This is a genomic window from Microbispora sp. H11081, assembly GCF_012999535.1.
In the GTDB taxonomy this organism is placed as follows: Bacteria; Actinomycetota; Actinomycetes; order Streptosporangiales; family Streptosporangiaceae; genus Microbispora.
Genome location: NZ_JABBWV010000005.1, coordinates 1 through 17495, shown reverse-complemented (window position 1 = coordinate 17495; position 17495 = coordinate 1). Strand labels below are relative to the sequence as shown.

Below are 17495 nucleotides of genomic sequence, written 5' to 3'. Positions count from 1 at the left end.
GGGTTATGACGGCTAAGTGACGCGACGTTGCCACATGACCACCGCACTCGTCATCGCCACACTGGCGATGGCGTCCTGCGCGAGCAATGACAATCAAGAGGGCCCGCGACCGCTGGCCCTGAAGGAACAGGTGTCCTCGATCGTGCGCTCGGGGGCCGGCTACGCGGTGAGCTGGGCGGGGGTGCTGAGCAACCCCAACCGCTGGCACTTCGGCGAGAACGCCGTCGCCGTGATCACGGCGGTCGACGCCGGTGGCAAGGAGATCGTGCACCTGGAACAGCCGCTCGACGCGGTGCCGCCCGGCCGCCCGCTGGCCTTCAGCGGCCAGATCACGGCGACCGCCCAGCCGGTCCGCGTGAAGATCGACTACCGTCCCGCCTCGTGGCGGCCGATCCCGCGCACCCCGTCGGCGTTCCTCAAGTTCCCGGTCTCCGAGGTCCGCACCGACAAGCTGAAGGACGGGTCCTACCTGATCACCGGCTACGTGCTCGACCCGTTCCGCAAGCCCGCCGGCGGCCTCGCGGTCACCGCCCTGCTGCGCGACGCCGCGGGCACGCTCCTCGGCGGGGCCACGACGTACGTGGACGACGTGCGGCCGGGCGCGCGGCGCCGCTTCGTCATCACCGTCGAGGGCGTGCGCGGCGCCGTCGCGGCGGCCGACGTGCAGGCCACGACGTGGGGCTCGACCGCCAAGACGTACGAGGAACTGGCCCAGGCGGGGGCCGTGCCGCTGCACACGGTGGCGCCGACGACGGAGCCGTTCGCCAAGGACCGCGGGTATCCGCCGCCCAGCGATCGGCGCCAGTGAGCGGCCCACTGCCGATCTTGACGGGCCGGGAGGACTACGGTAGCGGGATGGCCACCCCGAGGATCGTGCTGTTCGGAGCCACCGGCTTCACCGGCAGGCTCACCGCCGAGGCGCTCGTCGCACGGGGGGCCCGGCCGCTGCTGGCGGGCCGGGACGAGGCGCGGTTGACCGCTCTCGCCGAGTCGCTGGGCGGTGACCTGCCCGTCGCGGTCGCCGACGTCGGCCGCCCCGAGTCCGTACGCAGGATCGCCCGGCGCGGCGACGTGCTGATCTCGACGGTCGGCCCCTTCGTCCGGTGGGGTGAGGCCGCGGTCGCCGCCGCGACGGAGGCGGGCGCGGTCTACTTCGACACCACGGGAGAGCCGACCTTCGTCAAGCGCATCTTCCAGCGGTACGGCCCCGCCGCGGCGGCCAGGGGGGCCGCCCTGGTCACGGCGTTCGGGTACGACTACGTGCCGGGCAACCTCGCCGCGACCATGGCCCTGGGCAAGGCGGGGCCGGGGGCGGCGCGCGTGGACGTCGGCTATTTCGTGGACGGCGCCGGTGTGGGCCACGCCAGCGCGGGAACCCGGGCGTCGGCGCTGGGCATGCTCCTCGAACCGATGTACGGCTTCCGCGACGGCCGCATCGCCCCTGAGCACGGCCGCACCCGCAAGTTCGTGGTGGACGGCAGGGCGCGGCACGGCCTGTCCATCGGCGCGTCCGAGCACTTCACCCTGCCGCCCGCGCACGCGGGCCTGCGCGAGGTGAACGTCTATCTCGGCTGGCTGGGCGGGCTGACCAGGGTCGCGGGCGTGCTCGCCAGGGCGACTCCCGTCATCGCCGCCGTGCCCGGGGTCCGGCGGGCGACCGAGGCGCTGGCCGACCGGGTGCTCCGTACGGGCGTGGGCGGCGGGCCGGCCGGGCCTGGCATGACGACCCACGTCGTGGCCGAGGCGTACGACGCGGAGGGCCGCCGCCTGGCCGCCGTCCACGTCGCCGGCGGCGACCCGTACGAGTTCACCGCGCGCGTGCTTGCGTGGGCGGCGGATACGGCGCTCGCGGAGGGCGTGCACGGCACCGGCGCGCTCGGGCCGGTCGACGCCTTCGGTCTCGACGCGCTGACCCGCGGGTGCGCGGAGGCGGGGATGACCGTCCGGGAGTGACGGCACCCGTACCGCTGGCCGGATATATCCCGATTAATCTCGCAATAAGACGGCGAATTGCGGCAGTTCGTTTGCATGGCGGAGCGTAAAAGTCTGCCGTGTAGTCGCGCGACTTCGCCTGAATGGGTGGAGCGGGGAGTTACCGAGCATTTACGCTCCGTTATATGAACGATGGCGTCCTGGTCGAGGCGTTGCGAGCCCGGGATCCGGGAGCGCTGGCCGCCCTTTATGACATATATGCGGAGAATCTTTACCGATACTGCCGCACCCTGCTGGCCGGCCCCGACGCCGCCCAGGTCGCGCTGCGGGACACGCTGATCGCCGCGGAGGCCCTCGTCGGCTCGCTGGCCGATCCGCAGAGGTTCCGTCCCTGGCTGTACGCCCTGGCCAGGGGCGAGTGCATGCGCCGCCGCACGCCCGGACCCGAGGACGGGCAGGAGACCGGGCCGGTCCCCGTCCCGACCATGCCCTTCCCCGCCGGCGCCATCGCGGGCACGGCCGCCACGGTGGACACGGCCGAGATCGACCTCCGCGTCGTCGCCAGCAGCGCGGTGGGGGCGTTGTCCCCCGAGGACCGGGAGGTGCTCGAACTCGCGGCCAGGCACGGGATGGCCGGGCAGGACCTGGCCGCCGTGCTCGGCACGGGCGAGCGGTACGCCGAAGGGCTTCTCGACGCGGCCACGGAACGCCTGCGCGAGACGGTGACCGCCGAGATCCTGGCCAGGCGCGCCACCCACGACTGCGAGCGTGCCACCGCCATCCTCGCGGAGTTCACGGGAGACCTGACCCCGCAGGAGCGGACCCAGCTGATCCGGCACCTCGCCCGGTGCGAGGTCTGCGGGCTCCAGCGCGTCAGGCAGGTCTCCGCGGCCAAGGTGTTCGGCCTGCTCCCTCAGGTCGCCCTGCCAGAGACGCTGCGGGTGCGGGTGCTCAGCAGCTTCATCGATCCAGAACTCGTCCCCTACCGGCGGTACGTCGCCAAGCGCGTGGGCGGGCTCAACGCCGCGGGCTTCCCGAGGGCGGGCCGCAGGGAGGGCAGGCTGGCTCAGGCCGTCGCGGGCGCGGTGGCCGCCCTGGCGGCGGTGGCGACGATCGCGCTCGTGTTCGCCCAGTTCGCCGGGGACCTGCGTGAGGAGGCCGCCGACACGATCGCCCCGCGCCACCTTCCCACGGCGGAGGTTCCGGCCGGCCCGTCCGCGGGCTCCGGGTCGCCGGACGGGCCGCAGGACGCGGACGACGAAGGCGCGGAGCGCTCGCCGGCGCCCCAGGCCTCCCGTGGGCCGGCCGAGCCCGTCGCGCCCGTGCGGCAGGTCGCCCTGCCGCGCCCGGCGCCCCTGCCCCCGCCCGCGCCGCCCACGACCGGGCGGCCGCACCATCCCGCGCCGCCGGTGAAGCCGTCCGCGCGTCCCACCAGCGTGCCGTCCGCCACCGCCTCGGACCCGGCCGTCTCGCCGTCGGGTCCGACACCCGTGCCCACCGTCACGCCGGACACCCCCGGCGAGGAGCCCAGCCCCGGTGGTCAGGGATCCGGTGGTCCTGGCTCAGGAGGTCCTGGCTCGGGTGGTCCTGGCTCGGGAGGTCCTGGTTCCGGTGGTCCGGGCCCGGTTGGGCCCGGCCCGGGTGGTCCATGGCCGGGCCGGCCGCACAGGGGCGGGCCGCCGCCGGCGCACTGGCCGGGACACCACCCACCGTGGCGCGAGCACCAGCACCACTCCCATGCTCATCGGGAGTGGCCGCCGTCACCCCCGCGCCCACGTGCCCATGGCGCGCCCGTACGCGGTGGCTACGGGGGTGGCTACGGCGGTGGCTACAGGGGTGGCTACAGGGGTGGCTACGGCGTCGGGCACGAAGCCTGGCGCACGGGCTCGGGCCGGCCCTTCCACGGCCGCCCCATCGCCAGGCCGAAACCCGGCCCGTACGGCGGAGCGGTGCGTGTGGGCAAGAGCCAGGGCCAGGACCGCGGCACGACCGTCCGCAGGCCGGGCAGGGACGGCGCACATCGGGACGGTCCGCGACGTGACGACTCGCATCGGGACGGCCCGGGGCCTGGCTGGGCCGGTTCCCCGCAGGGCGGACGCGGCCCCACCCGGGAGGGTGGCAGGGAAACCGGCGCCGGACCTCGTGGTGCGGGGGGCGACCCCGCCGGAGGGCGCCCGGGAAGCCCTGGAAGCCCAGGAAGCCCGGGAAACAGCGGAACCGGGCCCGCGCCCGGCGGTGGCGGTCCGGCCACGGACCCCGAACGGAAGGCTACATAGGGGGTCTTTTCGGGCATTGGCCCACCTCTTTCCCTGTCTTATCGGGACAACCCGCCACACAGGTGTATTACTGGGCGTGACTTAAATGTGTACGGAGAGTAGCCGCCGGGAACTGAGGGGAGTGGAGCAAGGAAGGGGAAGTAATGCCACTCCTCAGAGCGTCGGGGCTGGTCGCCGGCCTCGGGTCAACTCTGGTTCTGACCTTGGGAGCGCCCGCGGGAGCCGAGCCGAAACCGTCCGCGAAGGACGTCGCCAAGGCGCGGCAGCAGGTGCAGGAGCGCGCCAGGGAACTGGGCAAAGCCGAGGCCGATCTCGCGGCCGCGCAGGCCGAAGAGGAGACGCTGAACGCGGAGGCCGAGCGGCTCGTGGAGGCCTACAACGGCCAACTCGTCCAGCTTGAACAGGCGCGCAGCGCGTACGAACAGTCGGCGCAGCGGGTCCGCCAGGCGGCCGGCGAGGTCGACCGGCTGCGCGGCGAGGTGGCGGCGCGGGTGGCCGAGGCGTACGGCGGGCTGCGGCTGTCGCCGTCCACCGCGGCGATGCTCGGCGGTCTGGGCGACGTGCGCGACTTCCTGCGAAGAGCAAGCGTGCTGACGCAACTGGGCGACGAACAGGCCGCCACCCTGAAACGGCTGGAAGACGCGCAGCAGGTCTTCGAGATCCTCCGAGAACAGGCGGCCCGTGCCTACTCCGAGCAGTCAAGCAGCGCCGACGAGGTGCGGCAGGCGAAGGACGCGGCACAGCGGGCCGTCGAAGCACAGCTCGAACAGACCAAACGCATAGAGCAGCAGAAAGCGGAGATCTCCAAACGGCTGGAGGCCGCCCGGGGCCGCGTGGACGAGCTGAAAGAGGCGAGGACCAAAGCCCGGCAGGCCGCCAGAAGGGTGGCACTCCCCGCGCGCAGAAGCCTGGCGGTGCCCGCGTGGGCCGGCCGGTTCGGGACGGGGCCCGGCGAGCTCGCCGCCCAATGGGCGCTCAGACAGATCGGCAAGCCGTACGTGTGGGCCGCCGCGGGCCCGTCGGGGTTCGACTGCTCGGGGCTGACGATGCGGGCCTGGCAGCGGGCCGGAGTGTCACTCGATCACTGGACCGGCACGCAGTGGACCTCGGGACGGCACGTCCCGCTCAAGGATCTGCAGACCGGCGACCTCATCTTCTTCGGCCGGTTGAGCCGTAATCCCGGCACCATCCATCACGTGGGCATGTACCTCGGGCGCGGCATGATGGTCCACGCCCCCCGCACGGGGGACGTGGTGCGCATCTCGCCCATCTGGCGCCACGATCTCGTAGGAGCCACCCGGCCCCGCTGATCAGTGCTCCTCGTGCTCCGTCTCCTGGAACCGCTTGATGCTGGCGAGGATCTCGGCCTCGGCCTCCACCCGCCCGACCCAGTTGGCGCCCTCGACGGACTTACCTGGCTCAAGGTCCTTGTAGACCTCGAAGAAGTGCTGGATCTCCAGCCGGTCGAACTCGGCGACGTGGTGGATGTCGCGGATGTGCTCCATCCGCGGATCGGTCGCCGGGACGCACAGGACCTTGTCGTCGCCGCCCTTCTCGTCGGTCATCCGGAACATCCCGACAGCGCGGCAGCTGATCAGGCAACCGGGGAAGGTCGGCTCCTGGAGCAGCACGAGCGCGTCTAGCGGGTCGCCGTCCTCGCCGAGGGTGTTCTCGATGAACCCGTAGTCGGCGGGGTACTGGGTCGAGGTGAAAAGCAGGCGATCCAGACGTATGCGGCCGGTCTTGTGGTCAACCTCGTACTTGTTCCGTTGTCCCTTGGGAATCTCAACGACAACGTCGAACTCCACTCGTTCCTCCGCATGAGTCCCCGGTCTCCCGGGTGGGCGTTAATGTCTCGTAGGCGTGTTCAGGGTCGGCGCGAAATGAGGGTGTAGTGGTGCGACGTGAGCGGTGGATGGTGGTGGCCACCCTCGCCCTGCTGCAGATATTCGTCGTCCTCGCGGGCGCTTATTGGGTCACCCATGACGCCGACAGGAACCCGGCTCCGGTCGCGTCCCCGAAGCCGACCCCGGTCCCCCTGGTGACCGCGGGTCCGGTTCTGGCCGCGGCGGGGGGCGGGGCTCTCCCCGCCAAGGGTACTTTGACCACGCGGCTCGCCGCTGCCATGGGTGACCCCGCACTGGGCGGCAGCGTGGCCGGGATCGTTTTCGACGCACTCACGGGACAACCCATATACGACGGCCGTTCCGGCACCGCCATCACCCCCGCCTCCACCACCAAGGTCGTCACCGCCCTGACGGTGCTGGCCACCGTGGGGCCGGACGCCCGCCTGGCCACCCGGGTCGTACAGGGGAGCACCGCCGGATCGATCGTCCTGGTCGGCGGCGGCGATCCCACCCTGGCCGGCCCGGCCACGAGCGCCGCCGAGCAGCGGGCCACCTACCCGAGGCCCGCGTCGCTCGCCCGGCTCGCGTCGAGCACGGCCAAGGCGCTCAAGGCGGCGAAGATCACCTCGGTCGACCTGTCGTACGACACCTCGCTTTTCACCGGGCCACGGACCGCGCCGGGCTGGAAGCCGACGTACATCCCGGAGGGCAGCGTCGCGCCCGTGGCCGCGCTCACGATGGACGAGGGCCGGGCGCGCAACGGCGCGCCCTACCCGGACCCGGCACGGGCCACCGCTGACGCCTTCGCCTCGCTGCTCGGGAAGAACGGCATCAAGGTGGGCAAGAAGGTCGACACGGCCAAGGCGGCGCCCACCGCGCGGGAACTGGCCCGGGTCGAGTCGGGCCCGGTCTACGCGCTCGTCGAGCGGATGCTCACGCACAGCGACAACGACCTCGCCGAGGCGCTCGCCCGCCACGCGGCCGTGAAGGAAGGACTCCCGCACAGCTTCGAGAGCGTGCCCACGGCGGTCGGGCGCGTGCTCACCCGCCTCGGCGTGAATGAGAAAGTGGAGGTCACCGATGGCAGCGGGCTCTCCACGAAGAACCGGATCACGCCGGCCGCCCTCGCCCACATCCTCGCCGTGGCGGCGTCTCCCGCCCATCCGGAGTTGCACTCGCTGATCAGCGGCCTGCCCGTCGCGGGATTCACCGGGACGCTGCACGACCGTTACGGGAAGTCCGACTCGAAACCGGGCGCCGGACTGGTCCGCGCGAAGACGGGCACCCTGGACGGGGTGAACACCCTGGCGGGCATCGCCTACACGACCGACGGGCGGCTGCTGACCTTCGCGTTCATGGCCGACCGGGTGGCCAACCCGCCGGAGGCGATCGCCGCGCTCGACAAGATGGCCACGATCGTCTCCCAGAGCTGAGCCTCCGGGTGGTGGTTCGGGGCGCGTTGGGTAGGTCCCTCGGTGCGTGCTCGCTCGTACCTCGCTGCGCGCGCTCCTCAGTCCAGACACGGCACCCCTCTGTGCTTGTTTGCCCCGCCTTCGGCGTGGCGGCTCGGGGCGCTATAAGCCCTGTCTTCCCTCGGTGCGTGCTCGCTCGTACCTCGCTGCGCGCGCTCCTCAGTCCAGACACGGCACCCCTCACAGGACCATATGCGCGGGGGGAGGGCGGAGAACGTACGGTGGTGGGTATGCAGGTGATCGACTGGGATCTGGCCGTCTCTACCGGGGTGCGTCTCGTGCGGCCCGGCCCTCAGGTGAGCCGTGAGGAGGCCAGGCAGGCGGTCCTCGAACTGCGGCGGTTGTCGCGGGACGCCGAGGGGCACGTGCGGGACTTCACCCGCATCGACTCGGCGCCGCCGGAGGAGGCGACCGTCGTCGACCGCCCCGGGTGGATCCGGGCGAACGTGGACGGGTTCCGGGTGGTCCTGGAGCCGCTTACGCAGAAGATGTCGAACATGCCGGCGGTCGTCGGCGCGGTCGGCTCGCGCATCACCGGGCTCGAGGTCGGCGCGGTGCTGGCGTTCCTCGCCTCGCGCGTGCTCGGGCAGTACGAGCTGTTCCTCCCGCCCGACCCCTCGGGCAACGCCCCGACCGGGCGGCTGACGCTGGTGGCGCCCAACATCGTCCACGCCGAGCGCGAACTGGGCGTCGACCCCCGTGACTTCCGCCTGTGGGTGTGCCTGCACGAGGAGACCCACCGCGTGCAGTTCACCGGCGTCCCCTGGCTCAGGGAGTACGTCCGCGGCCAGATGACCGAGTTTCTCCTCGCGTCCGAGATGGACCTGACGACCCTGCTGGAGCGCCTGCGGGCCGCCTCCGACGCGGTGGCCGACGCGTTCAGAGGCGGCGAGGGCAACCTCATCGAGGCCATCCAGACGCCCGAGCAGAAGGCCGTGCTCGACCGGGTGACCGCCGTGATGACCCTCGTGGAGGGGCACGGCGACTACGTCATGGACGCGGTGGGCCCCTCCGTCGTGCCGTCTGTGGCCGACATCCGCGCCAAGTTCCAGCGCCGCCGCGAGGGCGGATCTCGCTTCGACCAACTCGTCCGCCGGCTGCTCGGCATCGAGCTCAAGATGAAGCAGTACGCCGAGGGCTCCCATTTCGTGCGCACCGTGGTGGACGAGGCGGGCATGGAGTCGTTCAACAAGGTGTGGACCTCGCCCGAGACCCTGCCCGACCGCCAGGAGATCGCCGACCCGCACGCCTGGATGTCCCGCGTCCTCACCTCCACCTAACCCCCCACCCCACCAACGTGATCTTGTAGTTTGTCGCAGGGATCCCCCCTGACCTGCGGCGCATCCCTTCGTGATCATGCGATAAACCGGACACCTCCGGGCTGACCTGGGCCGACGCCTGTCGTGATCATGCAGTCGCCGGGCCGGGAAGTTGCCCGGCCCACGGGCGGCACCGCCAGAATGGCCGCATGGGCCCGCATCCCGCCGTCGCCGACGTCCGCCGTGCCGTACGGCTCTCGCTCGCGGACCTCGCCGCGCCCCGGGGGGCGGCGGAGCCGTCGGGTCCGCTCGTCCTCGTCGCCTGCAGCGGCGGCGCGGACTCGCTGGCGCTGGCGGCGGCCACCGCCTTCGCGGCGCCGCGCCTCGGCCTGCGCGCCGGGCTGCTGACCGTCGACCACGGGCTGCAGGAGGGCTCGGCAGGGCGGGCCCACGACGTCGTACGGCTCGCGCGCTCGCTCGGTCTCGACCCGGCCGAGGCGCTGGTCGTCACGGTCGGCACGGACGGAGGCCCCGAGGCGGCGGCGCGGGAGGCCCGCTACGCGGCGCTGTCCGCCGCGGCCGGCCGGCTGGGCGCCGCCGCGGTCCTGCTCGGCCACACCCGTGACGACCAGGCGGAGACCGTGCTGCTGCGCCTGGCGCGCGGCAGCGGCACGCGCTCCCTGTCCGGCATGGCGGAGATCACCGGAATCTACCGGCGCCCTCTGCTCGGGCTCGGCCGCGCGCGGACGAGGCAGGCGTGCGACGCGCTCGGCCTGCGGCCCTGGGACGACCCGCACAACGACGATCCGGCGTACGCCAGGGTCCGGGTGCGGCACGACGCGCTTCCGGCGCTGGAGGCGGCGCTGGGGCCGGGGATCGCCGAGGCGCTGGCCCGTACGGCGCGGTTGTGCCGGGACGACGCCGACGCGCTGGACGAATGGGCAGAAAGCGTCCACGCGGCGTCGCGGGGGCCTGGCGGGGAACTGGACGTCTCCGTGCTGGCCGGCGTGCCCGGAGCGGTGCGGCGGCGGGTCATCCAGCGGGCGGCCGTCGAGGCGGGGGCGCACGCCGCCGCGCTCGCGGCGGTGCACATCGAGGCGGTCGAGCGGCTGGTGACCGGCTGGCATGGGCAGAAGGGGGTGGACCTACCCGGGGGGGTCGGGGTGGTCAGGCGCTGTGGCACCCTTGTGTTCGCCGTGGACAACCTCTCGCTCGCGTAAGGAAAACCCCAGGTGGACGCATCCGACATGGGTAGGGATCTCTCCAGAGTGCTCATCTCCGAAGAGGAGTTGCAGGAGAAGATCAAGGAACTGGCGGGCCGGATCGACGCCGACTACGCAGGCGGCGAACTGTTGATAGTCGGCGTGCTCAAGGGCGCGGTCATGGTCATGGCCGACCTCGCGCGCGCGCTGCACGTACCCGTGCAGATGGACTGGATGGCCGTCTCGTCGTACGGCGCGGGGACGAAGTCGTCCGGTGTGGTGCGGGTGCTGAAGGACCTCGACACCGACATCGCGGGCCGGCACGTGCTCGTGGTCGAGGACATCATCGACTCCGGGCTGACGCTCTCGTGGCTGATGAACAACCTGAAGTCGCGCAACCCGGCGTCCGTGGAGATCTGCACCCTGCTGCGCAAGCCGGACTCGGTAAAGGTGGATTTGGACGTCCGTTACGTGGGCTTTGACATCCCCAGCGAGTTCGTCATCGGCTACGGCCTCGATTACGCCGAGCGCTATCGCAACCTCCCGTTCATCGGGACTCTTGCGCCTCATGTGTACGGAGGGGAGTAAGCCCTTAGCGAAGTGACCCTCGAATCGTGCGTTATTGGGCGCCGGGTCGGGGAACACGGGGTTGGCTGACGTACGTTGGAAGGGCAAAGCCGGAGCCGCTCGGGCAGTTACCCGACGCGGCTGCCGGGTGTACCTTCGGATATCCGTGGGATGCCACTGAGGCCGGCCCGCGGTAGTGCGAAGGAGCGGTAAGGGATGCCGCGACCCCGGGTTCTCCCGGGGCAGGCCTTGGTCAGGAAGGAACGGGCCCGCCGGGGTTCCGCAACGGATGGATCTCAAGCGATTTACACGTGGCCCACTGCTGTGGATCCTGGGCGTCGTATTGCTTCTTCTGCTCGTCACCACGATGTTCGGCGGAGACGGCAACTACGCCACCGCTGACACGTCGACGGTCGTCCAGCAGATCCAGCAGGGCAATGTCAAGAGCGCGACCGTCGTCGACAAGGACCAGCGCGTCGAGCTGACTCTGAACAAGCCCATCGAGGTCGCGGGCAAGAAGACCGACCGGATCCAGGCCCCCTGGGTCGAGGGTCAGGGCGTCCAGCTCGCGCAGGCGCTCGAACAGGCCAAGCCCAGCCAGGGCTGGACGGTCGAGGTGCCCAAGCAGAACTTCCTGGTGAGCCTGCTGGTCAGCTTCCTGCCGATCATCATCGTCGTCCTGCTCTTCCTGTTCATCATGAACCAGATGCAGGGTGGCGGCTCCCGGGTCATGAACTTCGGCAAGTCCCGGGCGAAGCTGATCACCAAGGACACCCCGAAGACCACCTTCGCCGACGTCGCGGGTGCCGACGAGGCCATCGAGGAGCTCCAGGAGATCAAGGAGTTCCTCCAGGCACCGGCCAAGTTCCAGGCGATCGGCGCGAAGATCCCCAAGGGCGTGCTGCTGTACGGCCCGCCCGGAACCGGCAAGACCCTGCTCGCCCGCGCCGTCGCGGGTGAGGCGGGCGTGCCGTTCTACTCGATCTCCGGTTCCGACTTCGTCGAGATGTTCGTCGGCGTCGGCGCCTCCCGCGTCCGCGACCTGTTCGAGCAGGCCAAGGCGAACGCCCCGGCGATCATCTTCATCGACGAGATCGACGCCGTCGGCCGGCACCGTGGCGCGGGCCTCGGCGGCGGCCACGACGAGCGTGAGCAGACGCTGAACCAGCTTCTCGTCGAGATGGACGGCTTCGACGTCAAGGGCGGTGTGATCCTCATCGCCGCCACCAACCGCCCCGACATCCTCGACCCCGCCCTGCTGCGTCCCGGCCGCTTCGACCGGCAGGTCGTCATCGACCGGCCCGACCTGGAGGGCCGCAAGGGCATCCTGCGCGTCCACGGCCGCGGCAAGCCGTTCGACTCGGACGTCGACCTGGACGTGATCGCCCGCAGGACCCCCGGCTTCACCGGCGCCGACCTCGCCAACGTGATCAACGAGGCGGCCCTGCTGACCGCCCGCCAGGACCAGAAGCTCATCACGATGGCGACTCTCGAGGAGTCGATCGACCGCGTGATGGCCGGTCCCGAGCGCAAGTCGCGGGTCATGTCGGACCAGGAGAAGAAGATCATCGCCTACCACGAGGGCGGTCACGCCCTGGTGGCCCACGCGCTGCCCAACTCCGACCCGGTCCACAAGATCACGATTCTGTCCCGCGGCCGCGCTCTCGGTTACACGATGACGCTGCCCATGGAGGACAAGTTCCTGGCGACCCGGTCCGAGATGATGGACCAGCTCGCCATGCTGCTCGGCGGCCGCACCGCGGAGGAGCTCGTCTTCCACGAGCCCACCACCGGCGCGTCCAACGACATCGAGAAGGCGACGTCGATCGCCCGCCGTATGGTCACCGAGTACGGCATGAGCGAGCGGCTCGGCGCCCGTAAGTTCGGCAGCGGCAACGGCGAGGTCTTCCTCGGCCGCGAGATGGGTCACGAGCGCGACTATTCCGAGCAGATCGCCTCGGCGATCGACGAGGAGGTCCGCCGCCTCATCGAGAGCGCGCACGACCAGGCGTGGGAGATCCTCGTCCAGTACCGTGACGTGCTCGACAACCTCGTGCTCGAACTGATGGAGAAGGAGACCCTCTCCCGCGAGCAGGTCCTCGAGATCTTCTCGCCCATCGTGACGAGGGAGAAGCGGCCCTCGTACGCCGGATACGGCAAGCGCCTGCCGTCCGACCGTCCTCCCGTCATCACCCCCAAGGAGCGCGCCAACGGCAACGGCCAGGCGCTGCCCGCGGGCGGCTCCGGCGCGACGCCGTGGGCCAACGACCAGTCGACGCAGCGGGACGAGGCCTGACGGTGGCCGAAAGCCACGTGGTGACGCCGCACGCCGGTTTCGACCACGATCGGATCGAGAAGGCGGTCCGGGAGATCCTGTTCGCGATCGGGGAGGACCCCGATCGCGACGGGCTCCGGAACACCCCCGCCCGGGTGGCCAGGGCGTTCGCCGAGCAGTTCGCCGGTCTGGGCCAGCGGCCCGAGGACGCGCTGACCACAATGTTCGACGCCGACCACGACGAGATGGTGCTTGTGAAGGACATCGAGGTGATGTCCACCTGCGAGCACCATCTGCTCCCCTTCCACGGCGTGGCCCACGTCGGTTACACCCCGAACGAGAAGGGGCGCATCACCGGCCTGTCCAAGCTGGCCAGGCTGGTGGACGTCTACGCCCGCCGGCCGCAGGTCCAGGAGCGGATGACCTCCCAGATCGCCGACGGGCTGATGAAGGTCCTCGAACCTCGGGGGGTGATCGTGGTGATCGAGGCCGAGCACATGTGCATGACCATGCGCGGTGTGCGTAAGCCCGGGGCGAAGACGCTCACCTCGGCCGTACGCGGCGACTTCCGCACCTGTGACGCGACCAGGGCCGAGGCCATGTCGCTGATCCTGCGCGGCTGAGCGCGGGCGAGGCCTCTTGGGACGGCGCTCCTGCCCGGTGGGCACCTCGCCTCATGGCACTAGTCTTGACCCCATGACCGCAGCAAGTGTGCCTGGTATGCCCGACTCTGGGCGGTGCCTGGTCATGGGCGTGGTCAACGTGACCCCCGACTCCTTCTCCGACGGCGGGCAGTGGTTCGACGCCCGAGTGGCGATCAGGCACGGCCTCGACCTGGTGGCCGAGGGCGCCGACATCGTGGACGTGGGCGGCGAGTCCACCCGTCCCGGCGCGGCCCGCGTCTCGCTGGAGGAAGAGCTCCGCCGCGTCGAGCCGGTGATCCGCGCGCTCAGCCAGGAGGGCGTGACCGTCAGCGTCGACACCATGCGAGCCGAGGTGGCCGAGGCGGCCGTCGAGGCCGGGGCGAAGCTCGTCAACGACGTGAGCGGCGGGCTGGCCGACCCGGCGATGCCGCGGGTGGTCGCCGCGACCGGCGTGCCGTACGTCGTGATGCACTGGCGCGGGCACAGCCGCGACATGGAGAGCCGGGCCATCTACGGCGACGTCGTGACCGAGGTGGCGGAAGAACTACGCAAAAGGGTCGACTCCGTGCTGGCCGAGGGCGTACGGGAGGAGCAGATCGTGCTCGATCCCGGCCTCGGGTTCTCCAAGCACGCCGAGCACAACTGGGCCGTGCTCGCCGGGATCGGCGAGCTGAGCCGCCTCGGCCGTCCGCTGCTGGTCGGAGCGTCGCGCAAACGCTTCCTCGGCCGGCTGCTGGCGGGGCCGGACGGCGAGCCCAGGCCATTCGACGGCAGCGACGACGCCACGCTCGCCGTCACCGCGCTCGCGGCCCAAGCCGGCGCCTGGTGCGTGCGCGTGCACCGGGTGCGGCCGAACGCGGACGCGGTGCGTGTGGCCGCCGCCTGGCGGGCAGCAGGCGTACGACACGCTGACGAGGGCCGGTGACTACATGCCGACAGGGACGCCCATGAAGGACATCGAGGAGCTCAACGAGGCGTTCTACAACGCGATCGAGAGCGGCGACCTCGACACGATGTCGGAGATCTGGATCGAGGACGTCCCCGGACGTCCGGCCATGTGCGTCCACCCCGGCTGGCCGATGCTGAGCGGGCGGGCGGAAGTGCTCCGCTCATGGGCGCTGATCATGGCGAACACGCCGTACATCCAGTTCGTGCTGACCGACGTGCAGACGACCCTGCTCGGGGACGTCGCCGTGGTCACCTGCGCGGAGAACATCCTGACGGCCGCCGACACCGACGAGCCGGGCTTCGCGGCCGGCCGGGTCGTCGCCTCCAGCACGTACGTGCGCACCGGGACCGGGTGGCGGCTGTGGCTCTACCACGGCTCGCCGGTCCTCCAGAGCGACGACGAGGACGACGAGGAGCAGGAGCATTGACGACGCGGCCGGCGACCAGTCGCGACAGCGTGCGTCTGACGGGCCTGCGGGCCCGCGGCAGGCACGGCTGCCTGCCCGCCGAGCGTGAGCTCGGCCAGGAGTTCGTGATCGACGTCGCCCTGCACTTCGACACGGCTCCGGCGGCCGCGGCCGACGACCTGACCCTCACGGTCGACTACGGGGCGCTGGCGGCCGAGCTCGTCCGCGTCGTGGAAGGCGAGCCGGTCAACCTCATCGAGACCCTCGCCGAACGGCTGGCCGCGACCTGCCTGGCCCACCGGCTCGTCGAGGAGGTCGAGGTCAGCGTGCACAAACCGGCGGCGCCCATCCCGCTGCCGTTCGGCGACGTGGTGGTGACGATCAGAAGGGGGCGCGCATGAGAGTCGTGATCGCGCTCGGCAGCAACCTCGGCCGCCGCATCGACAACCTCCAGGGGGCGCTCGACTCGCTGTTCGACGCCCCCGGGCTCACGTTCGTGGCGGCGTCGCCGGTCTACGAGACCGATCCGGTCGGCGGCCCCGAGCAGGGTCCGTACCTGAACGCCGTGGTCGTCGCCGAGAGCATGCTCGACCCCCGCGCGCTGCTCGACCGCGCGCAGAGCGTCGAGAACGCCTTCGGCCGCGAGCGCGTGGAGCGGTGGGGTCCCAGGACGCTCGACGTGGACATCATCGCGGTCGGCACCCTGATGTCCGACGACCCCGAGCTCACGCTCCCCCACCCCCGGGCGCACGAGCGGGCGTTCGTCCTGGTCCCGTGGGCGCAGGCCGACCCGGGGGCGGTGCTGCCCGGTCGTGGCTCGGTCGCGGCCCTGCTCGCCGACATGGACCAGAGCGGGGTACGGCTCCGCACCGACCTCGTGCTCGAACCCCCGGTCTGACCGACGAGGAGTGCCCGCGTGAAGCCCAGCAATCCCGGCGTGCTCGTCGGTCTGGTCGCCGTGTTCGCCCTGCTCACGTGGGGCCTGTTGCGGCAGTTCTACTCCGCGTTGCCGACCCTGCCGTGGACCGCCATCCCCACCACGCTGCTGCTGGCCGTCGGCGAGGCGTACACGGGCTGGCTGACCCGGGCGAGGATCCTCCGCCGCCCCGGCACCAAACCCGTCGAGCCGCTCGCCGTCGCCCGCCTCGCGGCGCTGGCCAAGGCCACGGCGTACGCGGGAGCGGCGTCCGGCGGGGTCTTCGCCGGGTTCGTGCTGCGCGTGCTGGACCTGCTCGACCTGGACAAGCCCCGGCAGGACGCCCTCGTCGGAGGCGGGTCGTTCGTGGCCTGCGTGATCCTGGTCTGCGCGGCGCTGTTCCTCGAACACTGCTGCCGGGTGCCGGGCAAGCCCTCCGGGGAGACCTGACCGGCTATTTGTCGATGTCGCCCACCACGAAGAACATCGAGCCGAGGATCGCCACCAGGTCGGAGACCAGGTTGCCCGGCAGCGTCTCCCGCAGCGCCTGGACGTTGTTGAAGGATGCGCTGCGCAGCTTGAGCCGCCACGGCGTCTTCTCACCCCGCGACACGAGGTAGTAGCCGTTCAGGCCGAGCGGGTTCTCCGTCCAGGCGTACGTGTGACCCTCCGGCGCCTTCAGCACCTTGGGCAGCCGCTGGTTGATCGGCCCGGGCGGCAGGTGCCGCAGGCGCTCCACGCAGGCGTCGGCCAGGTCGAGAGAGACCTTGACCTGGTCGAGCAGCACCTGGAACCTGGCCTGGCAGTCCCCGGCCGACCGGGTCACGACCTTCACCGGCAGCTCGCCGTACGCGAGGTAGGGCTCGTCGCGCCGCAGGTCGAAGTCCACTCCCGAGGCGCGCGCGATCGGGCCGCTCACGCCGTACTGCATGATCGTCTCGCGGTCGAGCACGCCGACGCCGCGGGTGCGGGCCAGGAAGAGCTCGTTGCCGGAGATCAGTTCCTCGATGTCGGGCAGCCGCCGCCGTACGGCCGCCACGGCGGCCGTGACCCGGTCGAGCCAGCCCAGGGGCAGGTCCTCCTTCAGGCCGCCCACCCGGTTGAACATGTAGTGCATGCGGCCGCCGGAGATCTCCTCCATGACGCGCTGCAGGGCCTCGCGCTCGCGGAAGGCATAGAGGTCCGCGGTGATCGCGCCGAGCTCCAGAGGATAGCTGCCGAGAAACATCAGGTGGCTGAGCACGCGGTTGAGCTCGGCCAGCAGCGTCCTGGCCCACACCGCCCTGGGCGGCGGCTGCATGCCCAGCATGCGTTCGACCGCGAGCACGACGCCCAGTTCGTTGGCGAACGCCGACAGCCAGTCGTGCCGGTTGGCCAGCACGATGATCTGCCGGTAGTCGCGCACCTCGAAGAGCTTCTCCGCGCCGCGGTGCATGTAGCCGACGATCGGCTCGGCGGCCGCGATGCGCTCGCCGTCGAGGACGAGCCGCAGCCGCAGCACGCCGTGGGTGGACGGGTGCTGGGGGCCCATGTCGAGGATCAAGTCCTCGGTGGCCGGCTCCCTCGCCTGGACGGCGTCGGCTCCCGCGCCGAGCCCCACGACGCGTTCCCGGCGGCCTTCCTGCCCGGTCGGCACGCCGTCCTGCTCGGTCGTCATGTCGTCCATGCTTTCACGCCCCGCCCTCCCACCTCCCCCCGCCACCCTCCCCGTGATCTTGTAGTTTGTCGCATCGATGGCCTGTGTACTGGG

General features: G+C 71.3%; 17 protein-coding genes. 15 read left to right on the top strand and 2 right to left on the bottom strand.

All coding sequences use genetic code 11. From position 1 onward, the window contains the following. Positions 1-34 precede the first annotated feature (34 nt). The 4 genes from HHX31_RS14975 to HHX31_RS14960 all read left to right on the top strand — a co-directional run bounded on the left by HHX31_RS14975 (position 35) and on the right by HHX31_RS14960 (position 5518). Positions 35-808, top strand: a complete 774-nt coding sequence (locus tag HHX31_RS14975; RefSeq protein ID WP_169948900.1) for an FxLYD domain-containing protein — start codon at positions 35-37, stop codon at positions 806-808. Between the two features lie 47 nt (positions 809-855). Then, positions 856-1953 carry a trans-acting enoyl reductase family protein gene (locus HHX31_RS14970; RefSeq protein WP_169948899.1) on the top strand — a complete coding sequence of 366 codons (1098 nt, stop codon included), beginning with the start codon at positions 856-858 and terminating at the stop codon, positions 1951-1953. Between the two features lie 164 nt (positions 1954-2117). Then, positions 2118-4208: a sigma-70 family RNA polymerase sigma factor gene (locus HHX31_RS14965; protein ID WP_169948898.1), complete on the top strand. Its 2091-nt coding sequence runs from the start codon at positions 2118-2120 to the stop codon at positions 4206-4208. A 143-nt stretch (positions 4209-4351) separates the two neighbouring features. Then, entirely contained in the window at positions 4352-5518 is a 1167-nt protein-coding gene (locus HHX31_RS14960; RefSeq protein WP_169948897.1) for a C40 family peptidase, read from the top strand. Here the strand turns inward: HHX31_RS14960 and HHX31_RS14955 are convergent, their stop codons facing one another. Further along, the gene (locus HHX31_RS14955) at positions 5519-6016 is read right to left on the bottom strand and encodes an inorganic diphosphatase (protein ID WP_169948896.1); all 498 of its coding nucleotides are present in this window, start codon (positions 6014-6016) and stop codon (positions 5519-5521) included. An 86-nt stretch (positions 6017-6102) separates the two neighbouring features. Here HHX31_RS14955 and dacB point away from each other — a divergent pair, with 86 nt between their 5' ends. The 11 genes from dacB to HHX31_RS14900 all read left to right on the top strand — a co-directional run bounded on the left by dacB (position 6103) and on the right by HHX31_RS14900 (position 16195). Continuing rightward, positions 6103-7488: a D-alanyl-D-alanine carboxypeptidase/D-alanyl-D-alanine-endopeptidase gene (gene dacB / locus HHX31_RS14950; protein WP_311931798.1), complete on the top strand. Its 1386-nt coding sequence runs from the start codon at positions 6103-6105 to the stop codon at positions 7486-7488. Between the two features lie 269 nt (positions 7489-7757). Then, complete coding sequence (locus HHX31_RS14945; RefSeq protein WP_169948895.1) at positions 7758-8807, top strand: zinc-dependent metalloprotease; 1050 nt, start codon at positions 7758-7760, stop codon at positions 8805-8807. Positions 8808-8995: 188 nt separating this feature from the next. Beyond that, positions 8996-10006: a tRNA lysidine(34) synthetase TilS gene (gene tilS, locus HHX31_RS14940; protein WP_169948894.1), complete on the top strand. Its 1011-nt coding sequence runs from the start codon at positions 8996-8998 to the stop codon at positions 10004-10006. Between the two features lie 12 nt (positions 10007-10018). Continuing rightward, positions 10019-10576, top strand: a complete 558-nt coding sequence (hpt, locus tag HHX31_RS14935) for a hypoxanthine phosphoribosyltransferase (protein WP_396711029.1) — start codon at positions 10019-10021, stop codon at positions 10574-10576. A 268-nt stretch (positions 10577-10844) separates the two neighbouring features. Continuing rightward, positions 10845-12851 (top strand): ATP-dependent zinc metalloprotease FtsH, encoded by a 2007-nt coding sequence (gene ftsH, locus HHX31_RS14930; RefSeq protein WP_169948893.1) that lies wholly within the window; start codon positions 10845-10847, stop codon positions 12849-12851. Between the two features lie 2 nt (positions 12852-12853). Next, positions 12854-13453 carry a GTP cyclohydrolase I FolE gene (folE, locus tag HHX31_RS14925; RefSeq protein ID WP_311931797.1) on the top strand — a complete coding sequence of 200 codons (600 nt, stop codon included), beginning with the start codon at positions 12854-12856 and terminating at the stop codon, positions 13451-13453. Positions 13454-13526: 73 nt separating this feature from the next. Continuing rightward, a complete protein-coding gene (gene folP, locus HHX31_RS14920) occupies positions 13527-14399 on the top strand; it encodes a dihydropteroate synthase (RefSeq protein WP_169948892.1) in 873 nt (290 codons plus the stop codon). A gap of 22 nt (positions 14400-14421) precedes the next feature. Beyond that, complete coding sequence (locus HHX31_RS14915) at positions 14422-14850, top strand: nuclear transport factor 2 family protein (protein ID WP_169948891.1); 429 nt, start codon at positions 14422-14424, stop codon at positions 14848-14850. Next, entirely contained in the window at positions 14847-15230 is a 384-nt protein-coding gene (folB, locus tag HHX31_RS14910) for a dihydroneopterin aldolase (protein WP_169948890.1), read from the top strand. The genes HHX31_RS14915 and folB overlap by 4 nt, the downstream gene beginning before the upstream one ends. Further along, positions 15227-15727: a 2-amino-4-hydroxy-6-hydroxymethyldihydropteridine diphosphokinase gene (gene folK / locus HHX31_RS14905; protein WP_169948889.1), complete on the top strand. Its 501-nt coding sequence runs from the start codon at positions 15227-15229 to the stop codon at positions 15725-15727. The genes folB and folK overlap by 4 nt, the downstream gene beginning before the upstream one ends. Positions 15728-15745: 18 nt before the next feature. After that, positions 15746-16195, top strand: a complete 450-nt coding sequence (locus tag HHX31_RS14900; RefSeq protein ID WP_169948888.1) for a DUF3180 domain-containing protein — start codon at positions 15746-15748, stop codon at positions 16193-16195. Positions 16196-16199: 4 nt separating this feature from the next. Here the strand turns inward: HHX31_RS14900 and HHX31_RS14895 are convergent, their stop codons facing one another. Further along, positions 16200-17402 (bottom strand): NADH-quinone oxidoreductase subunit D, encoded by a 1203-nt coding sequence (locus HHX31_RS14895; RefSeq protein ID WP_169948887.1) that lies wholly within the window; start codon positions 17400-17402, stop codon positions 16200-16202. Positions 17403-17495 lie beyond the last annotated feature (93 nt).